Annotated in this window: 16 protein-coding genes; 7 read left to right on the forward strand and 9 right to left on the reverse strand. The window is 38.7% G+C overall.

The window, feature by feature from the left end:
• Positions 1–45: 45 nt before the first annotated feature.
• The 3 genes from CH364_RS02280 to CH364_RS02290 are packed head-to-tail and all read right to left on the reverse strand — an operon-like array spanning position 46 to position 1014.
• Positions 46–372, reverse strand: a complete 327-nt coding sequence (locus CH364_RS02280) for a TRL domain-containing protein (protein WP_100742002.1) — start codon at positions 370–372, stop codon at positions 46–48.
• A 1-nt stretch (position 373) separates the two neighbouring features.
• The gene (locus tag CH364_RS02285) at positions 374–697 is read right to left on the reverse strand and encodes a TRL domain-containing protein (RefSeq protein ID WP_100742003.1); all 324 of its coding nucleotides are present in this window, start codon (positions 695–697) and stop codon (positions 374–376) included.
• The gene (locus CH364_RS02290; protein ID WP_100742004.1) at positions 697–1014 is read right to left on the reverse strand and encodes a TRL domain-containing protein; all 318 of its coding nucleotides are present in this window, start codon (positions 1012–1014) and stop codon (positions 697–699) included. Before CH364_RS02290 ends, CH364_RS02285 begins: the two co-directional genes overlap by 1 nt.
• Before the next feature lie 606 nt (positions 1015–1620).
• Between CH364_RS02290 and CH364_RS02295 the strand changes: the two genes are divergently transcribed.
• From CH364_RS02295 to CH364_RS02310, 4 genes are read left to right on the forward strand one after another with little or no spacing between them, the layout of a single operon-like run.
• Entirely contained in the window at positions 1621–2124 is a 504-nt protein-coding gene (locus CH364_RS02295; RefSeq protein WP_100742005.1) for a DUF3015 domain-containing protein, read from the forward strand.
• A 16-nt stretch (positions 2125–2140) separates the two neighbouring features.
• Entirely contained in the window at positions 2141–2626 is a 486-nt protein-coding gene (locus CH364_RS02300; RefSeq protein ID WP_100742006.1) for a DUF3015 family protein, read from the forward strand.
• A 43-nt stretch (positions 2627–2669) separates the two neighbouring features.
• On the forward strand, positions 2670–4655 hold the full coding sequence (locus CH364_RS02305) for an Lnb N-terminal periplasmic domain-containing protein (RefSeq protein WP_100743347.1): 1986 nt from the start codon (positions 2670–2672) through the stop codon (positions 4653–4655).
• Positions 4618–5460: an alpha/beta hydrolase gene (locus CH364_RS02310; RefSeq protein WP_243401207.1), complete on the forward strand. Its 843-nt coding sequence runs from the start codon at positions 4618–4620 to the stop codon at positions 5458–5460. Before CH364_RS02305 ends, CH364_RS02310 begins: the two co-directional genes overlap by 38 nt.
• Here the strand turns inward: CH364_RS02310 and CH364_RS02315 are convergent.
• From CH364_RS02315 to CH364_RS02330, 4 genes are read right to left on the reverse strand one after another with little or no spacing between them, the layout of a single operon-like run.
• Positions 5437–5961, reverse strand: coding sequence for a hypothetical protein (locus CH364_RS02315; protein ID WP_100742007.1), 525 nt, complete (start codon positions 5959–5961; stop codon positions 5437–5439). The two genes, CH364_RS02310 and CH364_RS02315, sit on opposite strands and share 24 nt — an antisense overlap.
• On the reverse strand, positions 5958–7301 hold the full coding sequence (locus CH364_RS02320) for a DUF445 family protein (RefSeq protein WP_100742008.1): 1344 nt from the start codon (positions 7299–7301) through the stop codon (positions 5958–5960). The genes CH364_RS02315 and CH364_RS02320 overlap by 4 nt, the downstream gene beginning before the upstream one ends.
• Before the next feature lies 1 nt (position 7302).
• The gene (locus CH364_RS02325) at positions 7303–8076 is read right to left on the reverse strand and encodes an SDR family NAD(P)-dependent oxidoreductase (protein ID WP_100742009.1); all 774 of its coding nucleotides are present in this window, start codon (positions 8074–8076) and stop codon (positions 7303–7305) included.
• On the reverse strand, positions 8073–8501 hold the full coding sequence (locus CH364_RS02330; RefSeq protein ID WP_100742010.1) for a GNAT family N-acetyltransferase: 429 nt from the start codon (positions 8499–8501) through the stop codon (positions 8073–8075). The genes CH364_RS02325 and CH364_RS02330 overlap by 4 nt, the downstream gene beginning before the upstream one ends.
• Positions 8502–8551: 50 nt before the next feature.
• Between CH364_RS02330 and CH364_RS02335 the strand changes: the two genes are divergently transcribed.
• The gene (locus CH364_RS02335; protein ID WP_100742011.1) at positions 8552–9469 is read left to right on the forward strand and encodes a tetratricopeptide repeat protein; all 918 of its coding nucleotides are present in this window, start codon (positions 8552–8554) and stop codon (positions 9467–9469) included.
• 11 nt (positions 9470–9480) lie between these two features.
• Positions 9481–10407: a DNA-processing protein DprA gene (gene dprA, locus CH364_RS02340; protein WP_100742012.1), complete on the forward strand. Its 927-nt coding sequence runs from the start codon at positions 9481–9483 to the stop codon at positions 10405–10407.
• On the opposite strand, the gene CH364_RS02345 is transcribed toward dprA, so the two are convergent.
• Positions 10397–11431: a calcium/sodium antiporter gene (locus CH364_RS02345; protein WP_100742013.1), complete on the reverse strand. Its 1035-nt coding sequence runs from the start codon at positions 11429–11431 to the stop codon at positions 10397–10399. The two genes, dprA and CH364_RS02345, sit on opposite strands and share 11 nt — an antisense overlap.
• Here CH364_RS02345 and CH364_RS02350 point away from each other — a divergent pair.
• The gene (locus CH364_RS02350) at positions 11430–12071 is read left to right on the forward strand and encodes a hypothetical protein (RefSeq protein WP_100742014.1); all 642 of its coding nucleotides are present in this window, start codon (positions 11430–11432) and stop codon (positions 12069–12071) included. The genes CH364_RS02345 and CH364_RS02350 overlap by 2 nt on opposite strands.
• A 47-nt stretch (positions 12072–12118) precedes the next feature.
• Here the strand turns inward: CH364_RS02350 and CH364_RS02355 are convergent, their stop codons facing one another.
• Positions 12119–14383: an arginine/lysine/ornithine decarboxylase gene (locus CH364_RS02355; RefSeq protein WP_100743348.1), complete on the reverse strand. Its 2265-nt coding sequence runs from the start codon at positions 14381–14383 to the stop codon at positions 12119–12121.
• Between the last annotated feature and the right edge of the window lie 31 nt (positions 14384–14414).

Consider the following 14414-nt stretch of genomic DNA (forward strand, 5'->3'; position numbering starts at 1 on the left):
AGATATACTATTGCCTAATCGAAACTAGGCAATGGTAAGAGGTTGTTAGTCTCCTCTTGCGATCGTACAAATGCTAGTAAAAAGACCAAAAATATTAGTATATTGATAATCAACAGCTTTCACAACCTTGATTCCACCATCTTCTTGGGCACTCTTAATACTTGCATCTCCAACAGTAATTGCATAAGCAATGGAATACGCACAAGCATCTCCAGTTTTAGCTCCAACTTCGGTTGCAGTTGAAATATCCTTATTGAGTGTTACATTGGTGTACAAGTATCCTGGGTTAATTCCATATCCTGGACCAGCAACGGAACAATTGAAAAGGGCAAACCCTATCATCATAACAAATAAAAGGTTAATTTTTTTCATCTTAGTCTCCTCTCGCAATTGTACAAACTCTGCTGTATAAGAGAGTTAACAAAGAAAGTCGTGAATAATCAACAGCTTTCACAACTTTGATTCCACCTTGTTCTGCCGCTGCACCAATGCCACCATCTCCTAAATACAAGATAGAAAGAATACCGTGAGTACAAGCAGTTCCTGTTTTTGTTCCAAGGTCATTTCCAGTGGAAACGTCTTTGTTCATTGTAATATTCTGAAAAAGATATCCCGGTGGTGTTGTGTATTGAACGGAACAATTGGCAAAAAAAACAGCGATGATTAATATACCTAATACTTTAATTAAATTCTTCATTAGTCTCCCCTTGCAATTGTACAAACTCTTGTCCAGAAGCCAAGAAAACCAGTGATTTGGTAGTCTACTGCTTTTACTTTTTTCATATCTACTTTTGCACTTGCTTCTTTAATTCCGCCTTCGCCAGTTGTCATCCAACCCATAATGTTGGATACACATGCTTTACCAGTTTTTGTTCCAAGGTCTGTACCGGTTGAAACGTCTTTATTCAAAGTGTAGTTTTGGAACACTGCAAACCCACCAGTCTGATACCCTGATGAACAATTCACCAAAGCGACTAGAGAAAAAATTGCAATCGATGCTATTTTTAACTTCATATTTGTCTCCTAGGCGACGATTGGAAATTTTCTTGGGATTTCAATCAAATCAAAAAAAAAACATTTATGCAAATAAAGAAAAACTGAACAGTTTGGCGCCTTTTTTTTAATTTGACTTGGGAGTAGGCCTCACATAACTCTGGTCAGATAAGTTCCCCTAATACAGATTTCACGCCAACTTTCGTTCTTGTGTTAGTGTATCATCTTTTTTGATTCACTTCTGGAATTTTGGCTGAAAGCTCATAAGCTCATAAGTTTAGAAGTCCTAGAAAGTGAATGGTGTTCAATAGCCAGAAGATGGCCATTAGGTGCATTTTCCAGCAGAAGCATTTGTAGTTGAAATTTTTACGTTCAAAAGGGGGATTCCGAGTAAAGGGACATTATTTTATTAGAAACAGTTTGCTTTATTCTAAAAATAAAACTGGGCGGAGGGGTGAATCGAACAGATCGTATTTTTTGATGAGGCGTTCTCGTTTGTCTAGTGTTAGTTAGAATCGCAGTAATCGATTATTTTCCTTTCGTAATCAAAAAGTTTTTGACTAAAATAAATCCTTCCGTTAGCCTTCGACCGAATTTGATTCGAAAGTTTCAAAAGGAGAATTCGAAATGGGAAAAAGAATTACCTCAATCCTATTTTTGTCTGCTGCCGTTGTAGCTGTCGCACTGACATCTACTGCTGTAGAAGCAAAAAAATATGGTATGGCTGGTTGTGGGCTGGGAACATACGTGTTCCATAAGAATGACGGTGAGCAAATCTTAGTTGCTACAACAAATGGAATTTACGCTAACCAATCTTTTGGCATTACATCTGGAACTTCCAACTGTACTGCTGACGGTGTTGTGAAACAAGACAAAGTACAAGAGTTGTTTGTAACAATGAATTACGATTCTCTAGGCCAAGAAATGGCTTCTGGGAAAGGGGAAAAATTAGAGTCTCTTGGTAGCCTTCTAGGTTGCTCTAGTGATTCAATTTCAAGATTTAGCCAAGTGACGAAAGAAAACTACGCTAAACTCATCACCGAAGATTCAACTCCCGCAAGTTTACTTTCCGCAGTTAAATCAGAAGTTAAAAGCGATAAAATCCTCGCTAAGTCTTGCTCACAAATCTAAGGAGATATGAAATAAAATGAAAAAGTTAACACTCATCTCCACGATCGGAATCTCTATGGTTCTCCTTGCTTCTCAAATGTCTGCTGCACCTAAATATGGTATGGCGGGATGTGGACTAGGAACTCTTGTCATGCCTGGTGGTAATCAGATATTTGTTGCTACAACAAATGGAACTGCGGGAAGCCAAACTTTTGGGATCACTACTGGAACTTCAAACTGTACAGCAGATGGCGTTGCCCAAAAAGAACATGCACGTGAAATTTATGTGCATATGAACTTTGATAGTTTGGAACAAGAAATGGCAGCTGGTAAAGGGGAAAAACTTTCTAACCTAGCCACTCTTTTTGAATGTAAATCTGGTGCTCGATTCAGCGAAGTAGTGAAAGAAAACTACTCTAGAATCTTCACTGAAGAATCAAAAGCAAACCCTAGTTTGATGTTGTCAAACCTCCATGAAACTCTGGAAAAAGACCAAACAGTAAAAAATTACTGCAAAATCTAAACCTTTGTAAAAAATCAGAACATCCAACCAATTGGATGTTCTGGTGTTTCCTCTGTACCTACTTACTTTTCTTTTTATTCTTTTTACTACTTCGCTTGGGGCCATAGAACCCACCGGCGAACAAAATATACTTGAATTAGATTTTTTAACGTCAAGAAAACAAGGGAAAGAAATCCCCAAGTCTTCCAAAAGCCAACAATACCTTGAAGAATTGATAAACGAAGCGAAGAAAAAACATCTAGCAGAAGAAACTCATTGGTATCGGTTATTACGATTTAAAAAAACTAGGTGGGGGTTTTGGGAAAGTGAAGTCGATAACAAACGTTACTTTCTTTCGGATGAGGGAAAATACCATCCAGAAAAAGAGTTAATCGCAACCCTTCATAGTTTTTTTACAGAAGAACCAATCCCTGAAGGATTACAACACCCGCAGTGTGCTTATCCAGAAAGATACAATTGGCTGAAAGGAAAACTCAAGTTTGATTTTAGTCGACTTACCGAAGTTCAATGTCCACGTTTTGAAATTTGGAAAGAAGCCCTAACTCCCGATTCGATATCTGTTGTGTTTTCATCTTATTACATGCAAGCACCAGCTTCCATGTTTGGGCATACCCTCATCAAACTCAATAATAAGGTAAATGAAAATTCCGAGTTATTAGATTATGGTGTCAATTATGCTGCCAACCCAGGGGAAATGAATGGGTTTGCTTATGCTGTAAAAGGATTAACTGGAGGTTATCCTGGCACCTTTGCCATTTTCCCATATTATTTAAAAGTAAACGAATATAATGATATGGAAAGTCGGGATCTTTGGGAATACAAACTAAAGTTAAAACCAGAAGAAAGAGAGAGGCTGATTCGTCATCTTTGGGAAATGGGTAGAGCAGACTTTGATTATTTTTTTATCAACGAAAACTGTTCTTACCATTTAATGGAAATTTTAGAAGTATCTATTCCTGACTTAGATATTAGTAAAAAAACAGGTTGGATTGTTGCACCCGGTGATACCATTAAACTTTACTTAGCTGAAGATGGCTTTGTAATTTCAAAAAAATATCGCCCGTCTCTATATTCCAAAATTAAATATAAAATTTATGATATGACAGAGGAGGAAAAAATCACTTATTTTGAAATGATACGTTTTGAAAATGCTTTTCTTCCTGAACCAAAAGATAATTTTCGAATGTCTTTAGTTACAGATGCCGTACTTGATACTTATCGATATAGGTATTCAAATCAAACAGAGATCCCAAAACAACATAAAGAATACTACGATAAGTTACTCATTTTTCGAAGTAAACAAAATGATGAATATATTTCAAAAGAACAAATGCCTTTGTCTACACCTCCTGAGGCCTCACACCCATTGAGTCGCGTTGCTACTTCCTTTGGCGTTTCTTCTTTGGGAAATTTCGCTGAATTTAAATATAGAATTGCCTATCACGATCTTTTGAATGTGAGTAAAGGTCATGCACCCAATTCGGAATTGGCTTTTTTTGATACAACGATACGGGCCTATGAAAATCATAAACCAGAGCTTACGTCTGTAAGTGCCATTAAAGTCGCTTCTTTGAATCCCTATAATGCAATTTCAAAAAATTTTTCTTATTTTTTGGATACCGGTATTCAAACGGCCGTTTATCAAAATAACAACGAAACTCTTAGGAAACAAGTTGGAAATTTTGATTTTCGTATGGGTTATTCTTTTTCGAATGAATTTGGAAAAACACCGATGAGTCTTGGAGTCTTAAGTGTTCTTGGTGGATTTAAGACACAAAATGGCAGAATGTTTGAAAATGGAATCCGTTATGGAGGAAACTTAAGTTTACTCTATCAGAATGAATGGGGTGCTTGGAAAATTTATACAGGAGCCACAGCACAAAATTACCAACTGAGCCACAATTTAAATTCTTATTATGTTACTTTCAAAATTCGATATGCATTTTCAAATACACATGAATTACGAGTCGAGGTAAATGGGGAAAGGTTTTATGAAGAAGCACTTATTTCATATCATTATTTGTTTTAGCTTTTTTTTGGTAAACTGTTCCTCGTTGTATTATCATCCAACTAAGGAAACTTATTTTACTCCGAAACAAATGGGTTTTTCATACACACCCACTTTTTTGACAACAAAAGATGGAGTGAAGTTAAATGTTTGGCGAATTTATTCCAAACAACAGGAAACTCCTAAAGCGGTTATTTTACAATTTCATGGGAATGGGCAAAATATGAGTGCCCATTTTTTGTCGCTTGTTTGGCTTGTGAACCATGGATATGAACTGATTGTATTTGATTATAGAGGTTATGGTGAATCCGAAGGCGATCCTGATCCTGAAGATATAATTGAAGACAGCAAACTAGTATTAGACTATGCTTTAAAAGAAACAAGGGAAAGAGGTTCCAAGTTAATTGTCTATGGTCAAAGTTTGGGTGGTGCTATTGCTATGCGTTCGGTTGCCGATTGGAAAGACAAAAACGAAATCGTTTTGCTTTGTGTTGATGGATCCTTTCCATCCTATAGAGAAGTTGCAAAACAAACAATGAATCATGTGGTCTTTCCTCCGATGGGGAATCTATTCTCTTGGGTTTTTCATGATCACACAAGTCCACGCGACGTAATTGCAAACCTTTCTCCCATTCCACTTTTAATCATTCATGGAACCGAAGACACGGTTGTGTTTTTTGAAAATGGAAAACAGATTTTTTGTTTAGCCAAAGAACCTAAAGTTTTTTGGGAAATCCGTGGTGGAGGGCATGTGGATTGGATGAATCTTGGTCGATCAAAGTTTGCAAAAGATTTTTTGGTTTTACTCAATCGACATTTGTACTGATTCAAACTGGGATTCTAAGAAAGTAGGGGTTGAAAGTATTTCTGATAGAGCAGATTCTTTATCAAATTCTTTGAAGGTTAACTCACTTCTGCTTAATTTTGTTTCACTGAATATTTTAAGTTCGAAGTATTTTTCTTCTCCTCTTTTGATTTGAAAAACTTTTGTAACATCATTTTTTCCAATCACATCCAAACGATAAGTTCCCTCAGATAACCGAAGATAACCTAATGAGGCATTCTCAAGTTCAATTTTAAATAGAGGGGTTGGTTCGATTTGGGAAGAAAATTTTTCCGGATAACGTGATAATATACATTCATAGTTCCAAAAAGCAAGAGATGTATGATCTGGACGTACTAAATATAAAAGTCCTGTTTCATTTTCTTTGGATACCAATTTAATAAAACTTTTTTTCGAAGTACACTGTGTCGCCATTTCGATGGAGAACGTTAAAACAAATAAGACAGGTAAGTTGTAAAAAAAAGTTTTACATTTCAAATTCATATTAGTTGTTCTGAGTTTGCGAGAATCCGTTTCTGGTTTCTGTAGTGGGCAATGTAGGTGACAAGAACAAGTGTTCCCACCGGAACCGCAAAATAAATATGAACTTGGATGAGTCCTGCAATCATTCCTAAAATTCCACCTAAGAATTGTATGACGACAAGGTTTCCACCTGTGTTATCCAGAATCATTTTTTCCAAATCATCTGTGTCAAGTGCCATCACTCGTTCTTCAACGAGGGCAGTCACGTTGATATTGTGGACAAATTTTTCTATATTGGTTTTAAGATACACTTTTCCTTCTTCGCTGTACATAAACTCGAGAAGGCGTTTTTTGACCCAATCCACGGCACGAAAGAAATTCTTTTCAATTTCTTCCCAGTTATTCGGATCATCTAAATAGGATTGTAACCTTTCAATTCCGGATGGTAGAAGGTTTTGTCTGGCGTAATCACCACTAGCTTCCAACCAATTAGAAATTTTTCCAGTAATGAATTCTTGAGTTTCTTTTGAATTCAATCGTTCTTGGAGGCCACCCATCATTTCATCCATCATATTCATAAACTGATCTGATGTTTCAGGATCTTTCACAAAACGTTCCAAAAGTTCGCGAATGGCTTCTTCGTTAAAAGAAAAAATCTTTTTTACACCAATTCCAATTTTACCAAGTGTACTTCTTGTTTTTAAATACTCTTCTAAACCTTCATTGAGTAAATTCGCGAGTTTTGGCATCTCTTCTAGGAGCACCACTCGGAGTTGTTTTCCTAGTTCTTCCCGGTTGGTTTCTTCCGTTAGATAGTATGTTAGGCGCTCTTTTGTATAATCCCAAAGTTTTTGCACTTCCTCGGGACGTTCCGCCATCTTTTTCATGGTTTCTTCTGAGAAGTCGAAGATAACTTCTAAAATTTCGGGTCCTCTTTCTTTTAACATAGAAATGATCTTTGTCACAAGCATCGTTCTGATTTCTACGTTATGGATGGCTTCATCAATTTCTTTGACTATTTTTTGGATTCCCGTTTCTACTAAGTTACGTTCGTAGATATAAGTTAAAATAATATCGGGATGAAGTAGATTACTTTGGATACTTTCACCAAGTGATTTCGCAATTTTTGATTTGTTTTTGGGAACAAGACCTGACCAACCAAGCACCTTACCATGTTTAGGTTGGAATAACATTTTGATAGCGAGAAAATTGGTGAAGTATCCCACCATTCCTGCCATAAGAATCACAAAGACAGCATTGACCCAAACATTTCCTTCGTAGTAAAGTTGAAATCCCCCACCTATGATGGAAAAAATAACAAGGAGCCTGCGATACCAGGAATCTAATTTTGCAACATCCATCCTATTCCTCTTCTAACTTTAGATATTTCCCACTCAACCTGCGTAGGAATCCTCTTGGGATCAATTCAGATACAGTAATTGCTCCCTGATTGAAGGAGCCCGTGATACACACTGCTTGGTTATAACGAAGTGCATTTAATGATTCTTCCACAACTACATCGGCATTTTGCCACATAAAAGATGGGTATTTGGATTTGCTAATACCCGCTCTTTGGTGGAAGTCGGAATGTGTGAGTCCAGGGCAAAGAGCTTGGACATAAATTCCATGAAGTTTTGCTTCTTCATGAATGGACTCTGTAAACGATTTTACAAAAGCTTTGGTGGCTGCATATATCGCACTACCTGGTGCGGGCAAATAACCAGCGATAGATGCCACATTAATCAAATATCCCTTTTTATTTTTTTTGAAACGGTTGAGAGCAACATGACTTAAGTGAACTAACGTTTTTACATTTAGATTGACTTCATCTAATTCTTTGTCGAGTGGCAATGCGGCAAATTCACCGACAGTTCCAAATCCTGCATTGTTGACTACGAGTTCTGCATCTTTATCTTTTGAAATGATATCTGCGAGTTCCTCTACATCTTTTTTTTTGGTAAGATCCAAAGCGAAGTATTTTAAAATCCCTCTGGATTTCGGTTCTAATTCTAAAATTACTTTTTTTAAATCGGATTCCGTACGGGAAATTAAAAAGACATTATAGTCTTTCGCAAGAGCACGAACAAATTCTTTTCCAATTCCTTGGGATGCGCCAGTGACATATGCATTTTTCATTCAGTTGGATTCCTCTTCATCAGGACAGCTGTGGATCCGTCCGGATAGTATTTTTTACGTCTCTCTAATTCAATAAAACCGACGGACTCATAAAGTGTTATGGCAGCTGCATTCGATTCTTTCACTTCCAAAAAGAATTCTTTTTTCGGAAATTCTAGAAATAGTGCAAACAATAGTTCTTTAGCCAAACCTAACTTACGATAGTTGGGAAGAGTTGCGATCCGAAAGATTTCAATCTCCCAAGGAGTTTCACAAACAAGAGCATAACTCTTTGTTTCCTGATCTCCCAAACCAAAAGCCACATGGAATTCAAGGTGAGTTTGGATCATTTTTTCTGTCCATTCCTCACCAGGAAAACATAGAGATTCCCATTGGAGGAGTGGGGAAATATCGGATTCACCCAGCCTTCGAAAACTATGAGACATAATCACATTTTTTTCTTTTCATCCAAAAGAAAGAAACTAAAATCGAACTGATGGGCACAAAAAACAGCAGGTTTTCTTTGGTTTCCTTACCACTGGCGATTCTTTTTCTCCTGCTTGGATTTAGTTTGTCTGGTTGTGACTATCTGAAGTCACTCACGGAATCCAAATACCGCAAACGAATTGGTGGGGAACTTCCCTCCGAAAAAGACATAGTGAATTGGAAAGAAAAGTTGGCTTTGGAAGAAGCGGAAATCGAAGAAATGGACAAACGGATTCGAAAAATGGTCCAAAAGTCCAACCAATCGGCAGCCCTTTCTTGGAAAATTGCCAGGGCTTATATGCGAGCAGGTTCGGCGGACTTAGGTGCCCGTTATTATGAAGAGGCCATTGGTGAAACTCTTCCCAATTCCAAACAAGGTGGATTTGAAATCCATTCTTATGAATCGGCCTTGCCATTTTTTGAGAAAGCCATCCAGTCTGGAAAGCTAGATAAACAGTTGTTATATGAAACAGCTGTGGCTTATGCGAATGCTTCCAAAGATATGGGTTGGGAACCTGTGAGACGAAATCGTGCCATCGGACTTTTTAAACAACTTTCCAAACTAGACAAAGAAGATTCTCGGTTTCCTTTTCAATTGGCTCTTATATATTTTGATTCTTCTTTGAAGGATGAGGCTTGGAATGGAAACCTTTCGAATGGGTATGATGAAGTAGAATCGGCCTTTTCCCTTCTCGATCAAATTTTACGCAAAGAGCCATACAATGTTCCCACTCGGTTTGCAAAGGCCAATTTTTTATACCAAGTGGGAAAATCAAATTTAGCTTATGATGAATACTCGCGGATTAAATCTGTATTAGAAGAGATGAAAGAAAAAGGAACCATCCGTGAACCATTGGATGAAAATTCATCTTACCGCAATGTCATAAAAAACTTAAACCAATTGGGGGCCCAAAACAAATCAAACTGACCTCTTAAATTGTGGTTGTTTCGATTTTAGGCCATCCTCGGATTACTTCTTTTCTTCGCCGAACAAAAATTTGGCGAAACTTCAAATCTTTTTCTGAACTTTATCTTACCCTCCCACAGTATTTTGAAGAAGATTTTTGGAACCAATGTCTGTCGGAATGTATCCAATGGGAAAAATCAAAAGATATTCATTGGAAACTCGTTAGTTTTTATGACCCTGAATATCCAAAAAATTTAAAGGAAATCTACGATCCTCCTTTTGTTTTTGTTTGTTTGGGAAATGTTCAATTATTGCAGTCTTCTCTTGTGGCCATTGTTGGAACAAGGAAGTCTTCGCCAGTTTCCCTTTCTGCCACAAGGAAACTCGTGGAATTACTTTCGATAAACAAAGATTTGGCGGTTGTTTCGGGTATGGCTCTTGGGATCGACCGGCAGGCTTTTTTTTCTGCTTTGGATTTAAATGTTCCTGTGATTGGAGTTCTCGGAACTACTTTGGGAATGGAATACCCACCGGGAAACCGGGATCTTTACAAACGTATCAAAGAAGATCCAAACCAGCTTCTGATTACCGAATTTTTACTCAAAACAGAACCTGCGAAATGGACATTTCCCAAACGGAACCGTGTTATCTCTGGTCTTTCGGACAAAGTGTACATTATGGAATCAGGCAGAAAATCAGGAACCATTTCTACGGCCTATAGTGCGATGGAACAAAACCGTGAGATCTTTGTTTTTGATCATCCGAAACAATTTGATAACGAAGGAGGAAAGTTACTCATAAGACAAGGTGCGCAAAGGTTATTTTCGGAAATGAAAATCCCAAAAGAAAAAATGATTTTGGAAAGTAAGGAGATGAGTTATGAAGAATGGAAAAACAAACGCACCATCCCTTCTGGAATTCGAAGAGATGGTGAATGGGATTTAGACCTTACCCTTTAAACACAAATCCTGCTACAGTGGCTAGGACATAAATAAAAAGTAAAAATACACCAAACGGTCGTTTGATTTTGTCTTTAGAGAAAACAATCCCTAAACGAAATAACACAAGAACGATGAGCATAGAAGGAAAGTAGAAGGTAAAAAAACTTACGGGAGCTTCGAGTCCGTTTTTTGTCACAGCTGCAGCGGCCCCGGAAACAAAGAGAACATTCAAAATATCCGCTCCAATGATATTACCCACCGCAAGTTCAGAATGCCCACGACGAGAGGCTTGGATGGCAGTCACTAGTTCTGGAAGGGAAGTTCCAAATGCCACGAGTGTGGCTCCAATGATGGAGTCAGGAATGGACAGGCGAACGGCTGTTTCTTGGACAGACGGGATGAGAACCTTGGAAGATAAAATGACCAAGGTAATGGCAACTACTAGTTTTAATAAAACAATCCAAAAAGGAGATTCATCATACTCGGTTGTGGCATCAATTCCTGCTTCGACTTCCCCTGGTTTGGATCGAGACCAACGAATGCTTAAATAAATATAAACAGCAAGTAGGATTAAAAATACAAATCCGGTTCCTTGGTCAATTCGTCCACCAGTAGAAAAAACGGATGTTAGGTTTGTCCAAGGTAGGGCCGCAAACACAAGTAAAAATCCGGCGAGGACTTGGATCCAACCTTGGCGATTGACAAGTCGTTTGTCAATGTCAGGTGGGGAAATGAGGATGGCGATTCCTAAAATTAATCCTGTATCGCAAATGATGGAACCAACGGCATTCCCAAGTGCAATTCCTGGATTTCCTTCCAAAGCGGAAAGAACCGATACGGAAACTTCTGGAAGGGTGGTTCCCAAACTCACGATGGTGGCCCCAATGATCATTTTGGGAACTCCCCATCTTGTTGAGAGAGAAACTGCCTCATCGACAAGTACGTCAGCGGCTTTTCCTAAAACAAGGATGGAGCCAATGATGACGAGTAAAAGAACTGGCAAAGGAAGGGTTTGAAAAGTTGCAGTAAGAAATGCATCCATGGATAAAGGTCAGAATATGGAAAACTTCATCCGACTGCGACTCTTTCTTTGGGTAGGGACCCTCGGATTTTTTTCTCCGGTACTCGGAGAACCACGATTGCCCAAGGAACCAAACCTTCCCTCCATCCCTTTGGAAGAATCCAAAGAACCAAGAAATGCTCGTGGAGACAAAGATTCTTCCGAATCAAAAGTTTTAAACCTGACTCTTTGTGATGGACGAACCGTTCGTGGCGAGTCGTCTAGCGGCAGTCAGTCGATGGCTTTTGAACATTCAAAAGATGGAATTCTTTATAAAAAGAAATTGAATGTAAACGAACTGGACTCGGTGCGGATTGACTCTTGGGAACTGAAACAAAAACGAGAAGAAAAAAAAGGGATCACCTTTGAAGTGGTTCCTAAAAAAATCCGAATCCGTACAAGGAATGGAGAAGTGTTTTATAAAGAAACTGGTGTTTCCGATTTAAAACTTCTAAACATTGAAATTAAAAATAACAATGGAGAAACCACTCTTTTTACCTTTTGGGTAGATTTGAAATACCCTGATGGCAAGTGGTATTCTGGATTGCCTACATTGAAACCAAACCAAGAATATAGGGAAGATTGTTTGAAAGATGTAGTGAAGATGATTGAATGGGAGTAAAACAACTTCAGGCTAATTTGTTTGGCCTGAAGTTGGGATTTGATTTTTTATTCAGATACACAATCCACATAGTAAGTCACAATTCCGGATTCTGATTTTTCTTCCACAAGGCCGTGGATATCAGTTTCAAAACCTGGGAACTTAGAGTTAAACTCCCTTGCAAATTGTAAGTAACGGATAATTGTCATGTTGAACTTTTCTCCTGGAATCAGAAGTGGAATTCCTGGAGGATAAGGTGTTAGTAACACAGAAGTGATCCGTCCTTCCAATTCATCAATCGGAACTCTTTCAATGTCACGGTGTGCCATTTTGGAAAAAGCTTCCGAAGGTTTCATCGCAGGAATCATGGGACTCAAATACATCTCCGTTGTTAGGTGAGAGATATTATTTGCCCGGTAAACTTCATGCATGGATTGGCAAAGGTCACGTAATCCAATCCGATCGTATTTAGGATAAGTTGTCGTAAACTTTGGCATCACACGCCAGAGAGGTTGGTTGGAATCATAATCATCTTTGAACTGTTGTAATTCGGTAACCATGGTATTCCATCGGCCTTTGGTGATTCCAATGGTAAACATGATAAAGAAACTATAAAGACCAGTTTTTTCTACAATGATTCCATGTTCTGCTAAGTACTTGGTGAGAATGAGAGCAGGGATTCCCCAATCAGCAAATTCTCCTTCCACACTCATCCCCGGAGTGATGACAGTTGCTTTGATGGGATCTAACATATTGAATCCTTCAGCAATATCACCAAACCCATGCCAACGATCATTGGCTTTCAGAATCCATTCGTCTCTTTCACCGGCACCTTCTTCAATGAGAGCCTCAGGGCCCCAAACGCTAAACCACCAGTCTTCTTCGAGTTCTAAACCTACTTTTCGCATAGCACGTCTGAAATCGAGTGCCTCTTCAATGGATTCTTCTACGAGTGCATTTCCACCGGGAGCTTCCATCATGGCTGCAGCAACGTCACAAGAAGCAATGATCGCGTATTGTGGACTTGTGCTTGTATGCATTAAAAATGCTTCGTTAAAAAGGTTTCTATCTAAGGTTTCTTTTTCACTGTTTTGCACAAGGATCTGGCTTGCTTGGGAAAGACCTGCCAGAAGTTTGTGGGTGGACTGGGTGGCAAAGATCATACTTTCTTTTGGCCTTGGCCTATCCGATCCAATGGCATGCATTCCCGTATAAAATCTATGAAAGGATGCATGTGGAAGCCATGCTTCATCAAAATGAAGAGTTGAGATTTTTCCGTCTAACTCTGATTTGATGTCTTCTACATTGTAAAGAATTCCATCATAAGTACTTTGAGTGATAGTAAGAATTCTTGGATTTCCTTTTACTTCTTTGGCAAAAGGGTGTTCTGCAATTTTTTTCTGGATGTTCTCCCATTTGAATTCGGATTTAGGAATGGGTCCAATGATTCCAAAATGATTTCTTGTGGGCATTAAAAAAACAGGGATGGCTCCCGTCATGGTAATGGCATGAAGGATACTTTTATGACAGTTGCGGTCAACAATCACAACGTCGCCAGGGGCAACCGTACTATGCCAAACAATTTTATTGGATGTAGAAGTTCCGTTCGTAACAAAATACAAACTATCACATTGAAAAATCCGTGCGGCATTTCTTTCACTGGCAGAAATAGGGCCTGTATGATCCAGAAGTTGTCCTAGTTCATCCACCGCATTACAAACGTCAGCACGTAACATGTTCTCCCCAAAAAATTGGTGGAACATTTGGCCGACGGGGCTTTTTAAAAAAGCAACTCCACCCGAGTGACCTGGGCAATGCCAACTATAACTTCCATCATGTGCATATTGGGTGAGGGCACGAAAAAAAGGAGGAGGTAAACTATCTAAGTAAGATTTGACTTCTCTATGAATGGCACGGGCCATAAACTCTGGTGTGTCTTCAAACATATGAATGAAACCATGGAGTTCTTTTAAAATACTATTAGGAATATGACGACTGGTTCTTGTTTCCCCATAAAGAAACAGCGGTATGTCGGCGTTTCTATGACGTACTTGAGTCACAAAGTCTTTGAGTTGGCGGAGTGCATCAGGAACTTCACCTTCTGTTTCTGGAGTGAACTCTTCATCATCAATCGAAAGAATGAATCCACAAGCCCGACTCTGTTGTTGCACAAAACTCGTCAAGTCTCCGTAACTGGTCACACCCAGAACTTCAATCCCTTCGCCTTCTAAGGCCTTTGCAATAGCTCGAATGCCAAGACCACTGGCATTTTCGGAACGAAAATCTTCATCGATGATGATGATAGGAAATTGTACGATACCGTTTTGATACATCAACTCCATAGGAAGAGCGACCCCTAGGGAA

Origin of the sequence: Leptospira harrisiae (assembly GCF_002811945.1) — a bacterium.
Taxonomy (GTDB): Bacteria; Spirochaetota; Leptospiria; order Leptospirales; family Leptospiraceae; genus Leptospira_A; species Leptospira_A harrisiae.

Bases quoted from the DNA above. Each gene is read 5' to 3' on its own strand.
- CH364_RS02280 (WP_100742002.1), bottom strand. From the start codon at position 372: ATGAAAAAAATTAACCTTTTATTTGTTATGATGATAGGGTTTGCCCTT.
- CH364_RS02285 (WP_100742003.1), bottom strand. From the start codon at position 697: ATGAAGAATTTAATTAAAGTATTAGGTATATTAATCATCGCTGTTTTT.
- CH364_RS02290 (WP_100742004.1), bottom strand. From the start codon at position 1,014: ATGAAGTTAAAAATAGCATCGATTGCAATTTTTTCTCTAGTCGCTTTG.
- CH364_RS02295 (WP_100742005.1), top strand. From the start codon at position 1,621: ATGGGAAAAAGAATTACCTCAATCCTATTTTTGTCTGCTGCCGTTGTA.
- CH364_RS02300 (WP_100742006.1), top strand. From the start codon at position 2,141: ATGAAAAAGTTAACACTCATCTCCACGATCGGAATCTCTATGGTTCTC.
- CH364_RS02310 (WP_243401207.1), top strand. From the start codon at position 4,618: ATGAAGAAGCACTTATTTCATATCATTATTTGTTTTAGCTTTTTTTTG.
- CH364_RS02315 (WP_100742007.1), bottom strand. From the start codon at position 5,961: ATGAATTTGAAATGTAAAACTTTTTTTTACAACTTACCTGTCTTATTT.
- CH364_RS02320 (WP_100742008.1), bottom strand. From the start codon at position 7,301: ATGGATGTTGCAAAATTAGATTCCTGGTATCGCAGGCTCCTTGTTATT.
- CH364_RS02325 (WP_100742009.1), bottom strand. From the start codon at position 8,076: ATGAAAAATGCATATGTCACTGGCGCATCCCAAGGAATTGGAAAAGAA.
- CH364_RS02330 (WP_100742010.1), bottom strand. From the start codon at position 8,501: ATGTCTCATAGTTTTCGAAGGCTGGGTGAATCCGATATTTCCCCACTC.
- CH364_RS02335 (WP_100742011.1), top strand. From the start codon at position 8,552: ATGGGCACAAAAAACAGCAGGTTTTCTTTGGTTTCCTTACCACTGGCG.
- CH364_RS02350 (WP_100742014.1), top strand. From the start codon at position 11,430: ATGGATAAAGGTCAGAATATGGAAAACTTCATCCGACTGCGACTCTTT.
- CH364_RS02345 (WP_100742013.1), bottom strand. From the start codon at position 11,431: ATGGATGCATTTCTTACTGCAACTTTTCAAACCCTTCCTTTGCCAGTT.
- CH364_RS02355 (WP_100743348.1), bottom strand. From the start codon at position 14,383: ATGTATCAAAACGGTATCGTACAATTTCCTATCATCATCATCGATGAA.